This is a genomic window from Alteriqipengyuania lutimaris, assembly GCF_003363135.1.
GTDB classification, from domain to species: domain Bacteria; phylum Pseudomonadota; class Alphaproteobacteria; order Sphingomonadales; family Sphingomonadaceae; genus Alteriqipengyuania; species Alteriqipengyuania lutimaris.
In genome coordinates, this window is record NZ_QRBB01000002.1 from 43,072 (window position 1) to 55,907 (window position 12,836).

Below are 12,836 nucleotides of genomic sequence, written 5' to 3' on the forward strand. Positions count from 1 at the left end.
GGGGATCGCCCGCCAGCGCATTAAATCTGCGTGAAAACTGGCTTGGCAGGCCACGCCTTCATGCGGATTTCACAAGCCTTCCCCGCGATCCGCATGGCGTTTTTACGGGCAGTGGGAGGAGAGACCTTGCGCATGGCGCGGCGATGGTCGTCGCCCTTTGATCAAGGACAGTTTTTTCGATGCGCATGTTCTACCTCGCCGTGCTTGCGGCTTCGTTCGCCACGCCCGTTTTCGCTCAGGACATGCAGGAGGAGGCCGAACAGACCGAGGCCGACGCTGTTACGGTCTCGGGCGGAACGGCGCTGGTCTCCTCCTATCGATTTCGCGGGATCGACCTGTCGGACGAAAAAGTGGCAGCGCAGGGCTGGGTTAACGTCACCCACAAGAGCGGCCTCTATGTCGGCACTTGGGCTTCGAGCGTCGACGGCTTCGGTGAGCTCGGCGGCTCCAATCTCGAGCTTGACCTTTACGCCGGCTACAAGACCGCGCTTGCCGATGGCGTCACGCTAGATGGCGGTCTGATTTACTATGCCTACCCAGGTTCGACCGGCGGCAATTTCGAATTCTTCGAACCCTATGCCAAGCTCGGCCTCGAGGCAGGTCCCGCCGCGTTGACGCTGGGCGTCGCCTATGCTCCGGCGCAGGATGCAATCGGGAACAACGACAACCTTTATATCTCAGCCGACGCAACCCTGCCGATCGAGGGCACTCCGTTTGCGCTGGACGCGCATGTCGGCCGGTCGGAGGGCAAGACCACGCTGACGCTAGGCGAGGGCTATACCGACTGGTCGCTGGGCGCGAGCGCGAGCTGGAAGGCGCTCACCGCGCGCGTCGCCTATGTGGACACCGACATCTCGGATTTCAGCGCGCTCGCGGCTGGTGCCACACCTGAGATTGTCGACGACACCGTGGTCTTCTCGCTGACGGCCGCCTTTTGAACTCGATCCACGTGGTGAAGCACGGCGATCCGCGCAGAGCGGATCGTCCTATCCTATGCAGCGCTTATCTATTCAGCATCAATCGCACATGAGAGGCCGATCACACCAGACATCGGGATGGCAACGCCGACGGCTTCCGGCGGTGACCTCGTGACCCTCGCACTTCTGGCAACTGGCCGCTCTGACGACAGGTGGGCCGAAAGCCGACTGGCAGATCTTGGAGCCAGAAGTCCGTAAAGCTGACGTCTCAGCGATGCCTCGCGGTGGTCAATGATCGACAAGATAACGGACCTTCGCGAGCGAGGGAACGAGCAACTCAGTAATTTGAACGACCGTGAGCGCGTTGTGAAAATGGTCCTCTACGCCCGCGAGAGCGCGCTTTTGGAGGCCTTGGAATTTGTATGCCGAAAATTAGAGAATCTGACAAAAGCGAAGTGGAGGACATTGAGGGATTTGGCCCCCGAAAATCGGAGAGAGAATATTGACGACTCTAGTGCGTGAACTTGTCGCATTCACGACATAGATACGCGGGCTTTATCGATTAATTCTCGTGTAGAGTATCGGCCACTTATCGCACGACTGCTAGCGCTTTCCGGACGCTCGGGTCCTCGGATAGGTATCCGCGCAATTTTGTTCATACTGCGCAAGGAAGGTCAGTACTTGGGCGAAGCGCAGTCGGACGGGTGCTGCCTCCAGGGGCGCATATGCACTCACGGGCAAGCCTTCTCTGTCCCGCACCGTCAGGTTGAGTCGTTGCCCCTGAAGCGCTTGCAGCTGCTGCCAGGCAAACAGTTCGGCCAAATCCTCCGACGCGGCCGTCGTGGAGTAAAAGGACACGAAGGGACTGTGGCTCAACGACTGGTAGTATGCTGGAGCATGGCGGGCAGGGACACGGGGATGCCGCCGGAAGGGCGTGTGTACTGCTAGGCTGTCCGCATGCGGCTTGGCTAGTGTCTGTTGGTTCTCCCAGATGCCCGCTCTGAAGCGATTTGCCGGGTTGGCTGATAACTGAAGGACTTGGTCGACGACATGGCTGGTCTCGTGCAGCAATATGTAAGTCAGCGCATCGCGGTCACCGGCGTCGAACCCGACCGAGAACCCCGAGCCGTCGTCTTCGAAAAGTCGGCGTTCCTTGGTGTTGAGGAAGTCCGTCAGGTTGTCGTGCAGCAAGCTGGCCTTCAGGGTGATGTCGAATTGCAGACTTGCGTCGCCCGGATTCACGACCCGGGTTAACGCCGAACCTGAGCCGGGCTGCAGATCGAGGAAGCTCAGCCGGCGCAAGTGGCGGTGCAGGATGTCGCGGTGCAATTGCGGGAGATTCGCCAGTGCTTCGCGCAGAACCGCGCTCTCCGACGGTGTAAGCCGATGATCGGTAATGTCCGATGCGCCGACACCAGCGAAGATATCCACGACTGGCTGATCAGCCGGGGCGATCCGTCCCATCAACGCATCGACCCCCGCGCCTTGCACGGTGAGACAGGCTACCGGTTGCGGCGCGGGCTGCGTTAGTTGCGCAGGCGTCTGTCCCGATAGAGCCAGGGCAAATAGCGCGGCAAAGTCTGCGAACAAATCCATATCTCCAGCGATAGGGCCCCCATCGAAGAAACCTATGGTGTAGCCAAGATTGATTGCACCCAGATGTTTCAAGCGGTGGGCATCGTGCCCCCGTCGATGACGTATTCTGTGCCGGTGATTGTCCCGGCAAGGTCAGAAGAAAGGAACGCGATCAGGTTGGCGATTTCCGCAGGCTTGGATGGACGCCCGATGGGAATTCCGCCTAGCGAATCCATGATCATCTGCTTTCCCTGTTCAACGTCCGCATCGTGCTCCGCCGCCAGACGCTGGGCGAGCTCAACGGAGGCTTCGGTTTCGATCCAGCCAGGCGACACGCGGATGACGCGAACACCTTTGGGCGAGACCTGCTTTGACAGGCTTTTGCTGTAGGTGGACAGAGCCGCCTTGGCCGCCGCATAGGCTGTCGTCGCTTCCGGGAGTGGCAGCTCGCGCTGGATCGAGGTGACATGGATCACCACGCCGGCCCCTTGCGCTTCCATTGCCGGCAGCAAATGCCGGTCAAGGCGCACGGCAGGGAAGAGGTTGAGGTCGAGCTCCTTCCGCCACTCGTCGTCATCAAGCGCGGCATAGCCGCCCGCTGGTGCCGACGATCCTCCGAGCATGTGCACCACAATATCGACACCGCCCAGCCGGTCCTGCACGGTGGAAGCAACCGTCTCGCATCCGACCGTGGTGGTGAGGTCTGCTGCGACGAAAATCTCGTCCGGTATGGCTGCGGGCTGCGAGCGCGCCGTCGTCAGCACCCTGGCTCCGAGCTGCCGGAACAGGGCGACCGTAGCCGCTCCGGCACCGCGGGTGCCGGAAGTGATGAGCGCGCGTTTCCCATTCAGTGTCAGCAGTTCCGTCATGGCACGATTTCCAGTTCGGCAATCTCGTCCCCGTCGAGGACGAAGAGGTAGCGCAGGTCGACAGGGCTGCCGGGGAAATTGCCGACCAGGTGACTGGTTACCACCGTGCGGTCGCCATCCTGCGCGATTGCGAAAGGCTCCACCGTATAGGTGTACTGGGTGGAAGCATTCGCCATCCATTGGCGGATCGCGTCGCGTCCGGTGTAGGTATTGCCCTCGTCGATCACCTTGGCATCTTGCGTGAAGCACTCGGAGATCGCTTGGGCATTGCCCCCCTTATCGGCGGAAAAATAGGCTGCGATCGGTGCAGGCAGCTCGATGGACATCTCGTGTCTCCTTGTTCTGGATTTGCAAATTACGCGCGCGCCGGGATCAGCGGCGGCTGCTGATGGCGCCGCTTGAGCTCTTGGTCCGACTGGAAATCTCAGCCTTTGGCACGAAGGTCAGCGCAGCCACGGCGTCGACTTCCTCGGGCGGCAGGCTGGCGCCGCGGCCTCCGAAGGATGCGTCGAGCAGGATTCGCAGCGAGCGGTTGGGTTCCATCGGCAGGAAAGAGATCATGCAAACCTCTTCGAGGGCAGCCGTTTCAGCCACCTCGACCAGCTCTTCCTTCAAGTCCTCGCGGGTGTAGCTAATGATGTAGTTATAATCCTGTTCGAGCGTGAAAAGCTTGTGTTCGCGCATGCCTTCAGGAACGTCACTATCTTTGAAGTTCCATAGGAATTTGGCCGGACCACCGACCACGGGACCGCCGAAGACAAGTTGCTTGGCAATCAGCGCGTCAAGGATGCGGTGAGCCTGAACGGTCTGTTCGGCACTGATGAACACCTGATAATATTGCATTTGCTGTACTCCATTGCCCCTCCGGCAGAAATCTAGGCCATTGCCTCGATCCCGATAAGCAGGATAAATCTGGACGTGATGTTCGGAGAATCAGGATAATGCGGAATTACAACCTCTCCGACTTCGATGCGGTGCTGGCGATCAGCCGCAAGGGGTCGTTCCGCGCCGCCGCGCTCGAACTGGGCATGTCCACCAGCGCGCTGAGCAACGCGATCGCTAAGCTGGAGGGGCAGCTGGGAGTGCGCTTGTTCAACCGGACCACCCGCAGCGTTTCGCTGACGGAGGCCGGACGCAGGTTCGTCGATCAGGTGACGCCTGCGCTGACGGATATCCACCATGCGCTCGATACGGTCCGCTCGCAGCAGGAGACTCCTTCGGGAACGCTGCGCATCAACACCTTCGCTACGGCGGGGAGGGAAATGCTTGCGCCGCTTGTAATCGCATACACGCGCCGCTTTCCCGATGTGCACATCGATGTCGTGACGGAAGGAAACCTTGTCGATGTGGTGGCGGAGGGTTTCGACTTTGGCGTGCGCAGCCAGAAGCTAGTTCCCTCCGATATGATCGCGATCCCTATCGGCCCGGCACGGCGCATTGCCGTCGTCGCCACGCCCACATACTTGGCTGGGCGACAGACCCCCGCCGTCCCTGCCGACTTGCTTGCCCATGCCTGCATTCGCACACGCCTGCCTAACGGTGCGCTCTATCGGTGGCAGTTCGAAGCCGAAGGGCAGCCAGTGCAGGTGGATGTCCAAGGACCAATAACCTTGGACGAGGCCAGCCTTGCGCGCATCGCAGTGCTGGAGTCCGTGGGTATCGGTTATTTCATGGAATCCGATGTGTGGCGGGACATGGAGGAGGGGCGGCTGGTGCGCATGCTGGAAGACTGGACACCACCGCTATCGCCGCTGTGCCTTTATTATCCGAGCAGGCGCAATCCGCCTGCTGCCTTCAAGGTGTTCGTGGATCTGGCGCGCGAGCTTGCCCGATCAGCCCGGGACAGATGAGCGGACGCGCCTACACCTGATCGCGGCGAAAGCAGTCTCGCGCATGGTCATTGACGATGCCGACAGCCTGCAGCCAGGCATAGACGATCTTCGGCCCGACAAATTTGAAGCCGCGCCGTTTCAGCTCTGTCGATATCGCCTCGGAAAGGGGCGAACTGGCGATCCATTCCGTGCCCAGATTGGTGATCACCTTGCCGTCGGTGAACGACCAGCAGAACGCATCGAAGCTTTCGCCCCGATCGCGCATGTCGCAGTAGATTTGCGCGCCTGCGATCGTAGCGCGGATCTTCGCTTGCGCACGCACGATGCCCGGATTCTCCATCAGCTTTGCGAAATCGGCTTCATCGAAGGCAGCGACCTTTGCCGGGTCGAACCCGGCAAAGGCTTCGCGAAATGCCGCCCGCTTGCGGAGGATAGTCACCCACGCCAGCCCGGCCTGGAACCCTTCCAGCATCAGCATCTCCCACAACATGCGCGGATCGTGCTGGGGAACGCCCCATTCGCTGTCGTGATAGCGGCGCAGGTCCGCATCGCTGGCCGCCCACTCGCAACGCGAGAGGCGATTGCTGTCAGACATCGGTAATGCCTCGGCTTTTACGTCCGGAGATCACCCCTGGATGAAGGCCAGCAGGTCTGCATTGATGACGTCCGCATTGACGGTTGCCATGCCGTGCGAAAGGTCCTGATAGACCTTCAGTTCGCCATTGCTCAGGAGGTCGATCGCGAGCCTCGCGCTGTTGTCGATCGGGACGATCTGGTCATCGTCGCCGTGCATGATCAGCGTCGGCACTTCGATTGCCTTGAGGTCCTCGGTGAAGTCGGTCTCCGAAAATGCCTTGATCCCGTCGTAATGCGCTTTGGCGCCGCCCATCATGCCCTGCCGCCACCAGTTGTCGATCACTGCCTCGAGCGCCTGCACATCGGGGCGGTTGAAGCCATAGAAGGGCCCTTCGGCGACTTCGCGATAGAAGCTGGCGCGATCGGCAGCGAGCGAGGTGCGAAACCCGTCGAACACGTCCATCGGCAGTCCGCCGGGATAATCGTCCGTCTTGACCATGATCGGAGGAACGGCACCGATCAGGACCGCCTTGCTCACCCGGCCCCGCTCGGCGCGCGCCACATAGCGGGCGACCTCGCCGCCGCCGGTCGAATGGCCGACATGGATCACGTTGGTCAGATCGAGCGCATTGATGACGGCGGCAACGTCCGCCGAATAATGATCCATATCGTGGCCGTGAGAAACTTGCGAGGATCGTCCATGGCCCCGCCGGTCGTGAGCGATGACGCGGTAGCCCTTGTTCACAAAGAAGATGAGTTGCGCATCCCAGTCGTCCGAACTGAGCGGCCAGCCGTGATGGAACATGATGGCCTGGGCGTCCTTCGGCCCCCAGTCCTTATAGAAGATTTCGACGCCATCATCAGTTGTCACGAAAGTCATCTTTTGCGCTCCGTTGATTGAAAGTTACGATTTTGAAATCCAAACAGGCTGCGCATCGCGACAGGCGGTGCGCAGCATCATGTGCTCGCCAAAAGTTGCCGGCGTGCTTCATCGGCGATCGGATGCAGGACGTCGGCAACGTCGAGACCGCCGACGAGGCTGTAACCCATGCCGTCGTCTGCCCAGGCGTACCCTACCACGTCGCCTTCGCGATGCTTTGCCATGGGCGCATTCTCGTCGCGTCGCACCATCGGCCGCATCATGATGGCGATGCGCGTGCCTTCCGCGTCATCATACATCAGGAGGCCAGCGGGCCCGTTCCGCGTGGCGACGACCCGGCCGCCGATGAACCGGTAACCGGCCCCTGACAGGTCCGGCAACGAGACCGGTTCGGATAGGCGCGTCTCGACCCAGCCCAGCAACGCATCACTCTCGGTTGCCGCGATCTCGACAGGACGGCCGCTATCCGAACCGAAGACCGCGTAGGCATAGGATGCCTCCTGAGCGACCGCGTCGATGCCAGTGGTCTGTTCCATGCCTATGCCGCGAAGCATCCAGCCGCTGCTTCCTCCGGCCAGCAGGAGGAGGCAGGCTGCCGCGGCGCCTTGCCAGGCCGGCCGGGTTGGGCGGTGGCGAGTGGCCACCAGGTGATGCAGATTGAGGTTCGGCGGCACCGGCTCGGCCGCAATGGGGTCGAACGCCGCGCGGAGCGCTTCGCGTTGTACGCCGAACTGCGCATACCGTTCGGCCACCTCTGGATTGCTTTCGAGATAGGCTTCTACTTCCGCGCGGCGGCTGTCGGACAATGCGCCGTCCACGAAGGCGTGAAGATCGTCCTCTGAGATTGGACGGCTCATTTGACGCTCCTCAGTGCTGTGCCCACGGTAGCGGATTGGCCCGGACCATCATCCATCAACCTCGCAAGGCGATGACGGGCGCGAGAAAGCCGGGACATTACGGTCCCGATCGGAATGTCGAGCACCGACGCCGTCTCCGCATAGGAAAGGTCCTCGACCGAGACGAGGAGCAACACGCTGCGCTGGTCTTCGGGCAGCAAGGACAGCGCATCGAGGATCGCACCATGATGCAACCGCTCTTCCTGCGCGGGTGGCGTCGCGAATGCGGCTTCATCGACGTTTTCCACCGCGAGGTGGACTCCGCGGCGCGCCGACTGCTTGAGACGGTTGATCGCAAGATTATGCAGAATGGTGAAGACCCACGTACGCGGGTGACCATCGCTTCGGCGCTGGTGCCAACGGCTGATTACGCGCTCAAGGCAATCTTGCACCAGATCGTCGGCAGCACTCTGATCGCGCAGCAGGCTGCGCGCATAGCGCCGCAGCGAAGGGATCATTGGTTCGACAAGAGCCATCATATCCTGCACGGCCTTTCTCCCGATCGCAGCGCGGTCACGACGCGCGCGATTGTAGCTGAACAGGCGGCCCGTATTCGGTCATAGACCCGGGCACGATAACGAGGAAGCGCGATCGATCGCCCGGTGCGTCGCGAACGACCTGCCTGATCGGACCCACGGCATTGACGACAGCCGAGCCAGCCGGGTTCGTCGTGAAGCTCGCAAGTGGCTCGATCGCGCCGCTGCCATCCGGCTGCTCTGCCAACGCGAGCACATACGGCTTGCGCGGCTCCAGCCCGGCAACGGCCGCCTGCAGCACCTGCGTCAATCCTTGGTCGAAGAGTGTGACGCTGGTCGATGGCGAATCTGAGGGCGAACCGACGGCGTAAAGCGAGAGCTGAACGGATTGCGCTGCCAGGCCAGGCGGTGTCAGCCCCGCTGTGCCATCGCCTTTGGCAACAGCATTCGGGACATAGACGACAGCTTGAGGCGCTTGGCCGACCGGAATTTCCGCGACCACACGATTGCTCGAGGTGTCGATCGCGGCGATCATGTCCGCGTTCTCCAGACCGACATAGATGCGACTGCCATCGCCTGAAGGCCAAAGGCCATGCGGCAGCTTGCCGACCGGGATCGTCGCCGTTTCCTCGAAGCTGTCCGTGCTGAACACCCTGACGGCATTCAACCCGCCGACCGTGACATAGGCGAATGTCCCGGCCGCCGTCTGCGCGAAGTTGACGTGGTTGGTGAGCGGGCCGGTGTCGATCGTGTGGATTACTTTGAAGGGTGGCCGCGCATCGAAGATCATGACGCGCCCGATGTCCTTCAGTGTCAGCCAGACCTGCGTCCCGTCGGGGCTTGCTGCGATATTGGGACAGAACGGCGAGTCCTGCCGGATCCGGCCGACGATCTGATGATCGGCGAGCCTGATTGCGACCGTCTCGGCGGTGAACGATGAGCAGACATAGCCATAGTCGCCATCCGGAGAGAAAATCTGCATTCCGGGGCCCGCCGGCACGCGAATGCGCTTCGTTTCGGCAAAGGTCGTGGTGTCGATAACCGCGACATAGTCTTCGCCCCGGATCGTGACCCACAGCTCGCGTCCGTCGGGCGTAAAGAAGGCCTCATGCGGAGAGCGTCCGACATAGGTGGTGGCTTTCACCGCGTTGGTGGCGGTGTCGATGAAGGTGACCGAGTTGGAACCGATCGACACGACTGCGAGTGTCTTTCCGTCGGGTGAAAAGCCGAGACCGTGGACGAGAAGCTGGCCGCGATAGAGCGGGCTGAGATTGGCGGGCTGCGGATCGCCCAGCCGGATCACACCAAGCAGGCGGTTAGTCGCCGGATCGATAACCGATACGGTATTCGAGAATTGGTCGGCCGCATAAATCCGATCCCTCGCACTGATCGCAACATCCGGCGCTGTGGCGGAACGCGGCGGTTGTCCCGCGGTCGCCACCGACAAGGGCGCGAGGGCGGAGCCAGCCAAAAGAAGAAGGGCGTAAAAGGGGCGATTCATGGTCAGCGGCCCTGCCTGGTTGTGCTGCCGGTTGGCGACGCTGCCGGCATTGCGTGAATTCCGATCGCCAGCCGCATCGCCCGGATTTCGTCTTCTTGAGTGACGATGATTTCCTGCGCGAGACGCCTGACCGCCTCATTGCGGCTCGACCGCAGCACGGCGCGCGCCATGTCGATGGCACCCTGATGATGGGGGATCATCAGGGTGACGAAGTCCTTGTCGATGTCCCCGGTCGGGGCCACGTGCATCAACTCCATCATGCGCGCCATCGCCTGCGCGTTTTCGGCGAGGAAAGCGGCGGCATCCGGCGATATCCGACTGGTCCATTCATCCGCCATCGCGGAATGATGACCCGCTTCCTTTGCCAAGGCCGGGGTGGACGCGGCAGCCATAATGCAGATGGCCAGTACGGCGCTGGCACCTCTTTCGAATGTCATGTCATGATCACCCCATGTTTAGCCATGGTGAGTAGACAGCGACGGAGATCGATTATTCCAGCTGCCTGACAATTTTCTTTCGGTCGGCGAAACCGTGCGATTAAATTCGGGCCGAGGGAATAATTTCGCGCCTTGCTTGTCTCTCGTGGATCGCAACTACGAGAGACGTGACCTATGACTACCAGACCAATCATCGCGGCCATGCTTGCGCTTTCGGTGTCCACCGCTGCGCAATCGACAGAGAAATCCACTCAGGACGAGCCCCATAGTCAATCGCGCAACGTGGTTCTCGTGCATGGTGCCTTCGCAGATGGATCGGGCTGGCGCGGTGTCTATGACGAGCTGACCGCCCGGGGATACCGCGTTACCATTGTTCAGAATCCCCTTACCTCGCTGGCCGACGATGTCGCTGCGACCAAGAGGGCCCTCGACCGGCAGGACGGTCCGGCCGTGCTGGTCGGGCACAGCTGGGGCGGAACGGTGATCACCGAAGCAGGCGTACACCCGAAAGTCAGCGCTCTCGTTTACGTTTCCGCACTTTCGCCCGATGCAGGAGAAACGACTGCGCAGCAATATGACGGCTACACCACGCCGCCCGAATTCATTATCGACACGCACACTGACGGCTTCGGTTTCATCAAGGCCGAGAACTTCCGCGCGGGCTTTGCCGCCGATGCTACCGAAGCCGACGCCGCGTTCCTGCGGGATTCACAGGTTCCTATCAACATGTCGGTGTTCGGCACCGTGCTCGAAAATGCCGCCTGGCGCAGCAAACCGAGCTGGGCGGTCATCGCCACCGATGATCGCGCGTTCGACCAGCGCATGCTGCACGACATGGCGGACCGCATCGGCGCGAAGGTAATCGAAGTCGCGGCCAGCCATGCGGTCTTCATGACCCAGCCCAGGGTGGTCGCCGACGTGATCGACGAAGCAGCCCGCCAAGCCCCGGCTGAAGCCAACTAACTTCCCCTGCCCCACGAACCACAATCCGGATGTCCAATGTGCGTCGGCGGGCTTTGCCGCCTTGCGCGCAATGGCGGAGCTATGTCCGGTCAAAGGATATCATCATGACCAATCAAGCCACCCCTACCGACATTGCCGATTTCGAACGCCGCGCTCGCGAGAACCAGCAACGGCTCAATGCCAGTTTGAAGCCGTCCTATGATTTCATCGTCTGCGGCGGGGGATCGTCCGGCTCTGTCGTGGCCCGGCGCCTCGCCGAGAACGCCGACTGCCAGGTACTCCTCATCGAAGCCGGGGGCGATGACGAGGATGAGAGTGTGCTCGATCCGGCCCTATGGCCGACCAACCTAGGCAGCGCGCGCGACTGGGGCTTTCAGGCCGAGCCAAACCCGCACCTCGACGGACGCGCGCTGTCGATGTCGATGGGTAAGGGCCTCGGCGGCGGCTCGAGCGTCAACGTGATGGTCTGGGCGCACGGCCATCGTAGCGACTGGGACGATTATGCAGCCGTATCCGGTGACCCCGAGTGGGGTGCCGATGCGGTACGGGCGATCTATCGCCGGATCGAGAATTGGCAGGGGGCGCCCGACCCGCGCTACCGGGGCACCGATGGCCCCGTCTGGGTCCAGCCCGCTGCCGATCCCAGTCCCATTGCCGGTGCGCTCCTGGACGCCGCTCAGGAACTTGGCATCCCGCGGTTCGACAGCCCTAACGGCCGCATGATGGAGGGCGAAGGTGGTGCCGCAATTTCCGACATGCTGGTGCGCGACGGCCGCCGTCACTCGCTGTATCGCGCGTATCTTCGGCCTTTCGCGAACCGTTCGAACCTGACCATTCTCACGAATACGCTAGTCCGGCGAATTCTCTTCGACGGGCGCCGGGCATCGGGTGTCGAGATTGAGCGAGAAGGAGAGATTCGATCGATCGGCGTCGGCAGCGAGGTAATCGTCTCCACTGGCGCAATAAACACGCCAAAGCTGCTCATGCTTTCAGGCCTGGGCGAGCGCGGCGAACTCGCCCGGCTCGGCATTCCTCTGGTTGAGCACATCCCTGGTGTCGGCCAGAACCTGCAGGATCACGTCGCCTTCTGCTGCACTTGGGAATACCGTCAGCCGCTGGCCCCGCGCAACAGCGGGAGCGAGGCCAAGCTGTACTGGAAATCACGGCCCGAGCTGGCCGCCCCCGACCTGCTACTGTGTCAGGTGGAGTTCCCCGTACCGAGTGAGCGCACCGCTGCCTTGGGTGTCCCAGAGCATGGCTGGACAATGTTCGGCGGGCTCGCCCATCCGAAAAGCCGAGGCCACGTGCGACTTGCTTCGAGCGATCTCCACGCGCCACCGATCGTCGATCCCAACATGCTGTCTGATCCTGCCGATGTCGAGGCCGCGAGAGCATGCGTCAAACTTTGCTGCGATCTGGGCGCAGCGACTTCATTCGCGCCATTCGTCAAGCGAGAGGCGATTCCTGGCGAGGGTAACCCGACCGACTATCGCTTCCTGCGCGACGCCGCGGTCACTTACTGGCACCAGAGCGGCACAGCACGGATGGGGCGCGACGACTTGGCGGTTGTCGACGCGGCACTTAAGGTCCGGGGCGTGGAAGGCTTGCGAGTAGCTGACGCCTCGGTCTTCCCCCAAGTCCCGACAGGTAATATCCAAGCGCCCTGCGCCATCGTCGGGGAACGGGCAGCGCAGATCATTTGCGACACCTATCGACTGTAACGTCGGCGGGCTGTGGGGACCGGGTTGCCGCCCATCCTCCAGCCTGCGGGGGGGCAACGTTCGCCGGCGCAACGTCGAGCGCATGTGCGCAGCTGCCCGATAAGGACCTCATCAGTTACGATTCTGATCCATCAATGCCCTTGATTGGAAGGCTCGTATGCCTGAACAATTCTGTCGAAATGGTGCTCGGATG

General features: G+C 61.7%; 14 protein-coding genes. 4 read left to right on the forward strand and 10 right to left on the reverse strand.

What is annotated here, in order from left to right:
* The first annotated feature begins 179 nt into the window (after positions 1-179).
* Positions 180-938, forward strand: coding sequence for a TorF family putative porin (locus tag DL238_RS13400; protein WP_115492962.1), 759 nt, complete (start codon positions 180-182; stop codon positions 936-938).
* A gap of 582 nt (positions 939-1,520) precedes the next feature.
* Here the strand turns inward: DL238_RS13400 and DL238_RS13410 are convergent.
* The 4 genes from DL238_RS13410 to DL238_RS13425 all read right to left on the reverse strand — a co-directional run bounded on the left by DL238_RS13410 (position 1,521) and on the right by DL238_RS13425 (position 4,204).
* Positions 1,521-2,513: a hypothetical protein gene (locus DL238_RS13410; protein ID WP_115492964.1), complete on the reverse strand. Its 993-nt coding sequence runs from the start codon at positions 2,511-2,513 to the stop codon at positions 1,521-1,523.
* Between the two features lie 68 nt (positions 2,514-2,581).
* Positions 2,582-3,361, reverse strand: a complete 780-nt coding sequence (locus tag DL238_RS13415; RefSeq protein WP_115492965.1) for an SDR family oxidoreductase — start codon at positions 3,359-3,361, stop codon at positions 2,582-2,584.
* Positions 3,358-3,687 (reverse strand): nuclear transport factor 2 family protein, encoded by a 330-nt coding sequence (locus tag DL238_RS13420; RefSeq protein ID WP_115492966.1) that lies wholly within the window; start codon positions 3,685-3,687, stop codon positions 3,358-3,360. Before DL238_RS13420 ends, DL238_RS13415 begins: the two co-directional genes overlap by 4 nt.
* Positions 3,688-3,733: 46 nt before the next feature.
* A complete protein-coding gene (locus DL238_RS13425) occupies positions 3,734-4,204 on the reverse strand; it encodes a hypothetical protein (RefSeq protein WP_115492967.1) in 471 nt (156 codons plus the stop codon).
* A 98-nt stretch (positions 4,205-4,302) separates the two neighbouring features.
* Between DL238_RS13425 and DL238_RS13430 the strand changes: the two genes are divergently transcribed.
* Positions 4,303-5,211: a LysR family transcriptional regulator gene (locus DL238_RS13430; RefSeq protein WP_115492968.1), complete on the forward strand. Its 909-nt coding sequence runs from the start codon at positions 4,303-4,305 to the stop codon at positions 5,209-5,211.
* A 10-nt stretch (positions 5,212-5,221) separates the two neighbouring features.
* Here DL238_RS13430 and DL238_RS13435 read toward each other — a convergent pair whose 3' ends face one another.
* The 6 genes from DL238_RS13435 to DL238_RS13460 all read right to left on the reverse strand — a co-directional run bounded on the left by DL238_RS13435 (position 5,222) and on the right by DL238_RS13460 (position 9,959).
* Positions 5,222-5,788, reverse strand: a complete 567-nt coding sequence (locus tag DL238_RS13435) for a DNA-3-methyladenine glycosylase I (protein WP_115492969.1) — start codon at positions 5,786-5,788, stop codon at positions 5,222-5,224.
* 30 nt (positions 5,789-5,818) lie between these two features.
* A complete protein-coding gene (locus DL238_RS13440; protein WP_115492970.1) occupies positions 5,819-6,649 on the reverse strand; it encodes an alpha/beta fold hydrolase in 831 nt (276 codons plus the stop codon).
* A 77-nt stretch (positions 6,650-6,726) separates the two neighbouring features.
* Positions 6,727-7,506, reverse strand: coding sequence for an anti-sigma factor family protein (locus DL238_RS13445; protein ID WP_115492971.1), 780 nt, complete (start codon positions 7,504-7,506; stop codon positions 6,727-6,729).
* A complete protein-coding gene (locus DL238_RS13450; RefSeq protein ID WP_115492972.1) occupies positions 7,503-8,024 on the reverse strand; it encodes an RNA polymerase sigma factor in 522 nt (173 codons plus the stop codon). The genes DL238_RS13445 and DL238_RS13450 overlap by 4 nt, the downstream gene beginning before the upstream one ends.
* Before the next feature lie 34 nt (positions 8,025-8,058).
* Entirely contained in the window at positions 8,059-9,522 is a 1,464-nt protein-coding gene (locus tag DL238_RS13455; RefSeq protein ID WP_115492973.1) for a YncE family protein, read from the reverse strand.
* A 2-nt stretch (positions 9,523-9,524) separates the two neighbouring features.
* Positions 9,525-9,959, reverse strand: coding sequence for a DUF305 domain-containing protein (locus DL238_RS13460; RefSeq protein ID WP_234031112.1), 435 nt, complete (start codon positions 9,957-9,959; stop codon positions 9,525-9,527).
* Between the two features lie 201 nt (positions 9,960-10,160).
* Here DL238_RS13460 and DL238_RS13465 point away from each other — a divergent pair, with 201 nt between their 5' ends.
* Together DL238_RS13465 and DL238_RS13470 are read left to right on the forward strand one after the other, a co-directional pair.
* Positions 10,161-10,922 (forward strand): alpha/beta fold hydrolase, encoded by a 762-nt coding sequence (locus DL238_RS13465; protein WP_234031113.1) that lies wholly within the window; start codon positions 10,161-10,163, stop codon positions 10,920-10,922.
* 104 nt (positions 10,923-11,026) lie between these two features.
* Positions 11,027-12,643: a GMC family oxidoreductase gene (locus tag DL238_RS13470; protein WP_115492976.1), complete on the forward strand. Its 1,617-nt coding sequence runs from the start codon at positions 11,027-11,029 to the stop codon at positions 12,641-12,643.
* Positions 12,644-12,836: the final 193 nt, after the last annotated feature.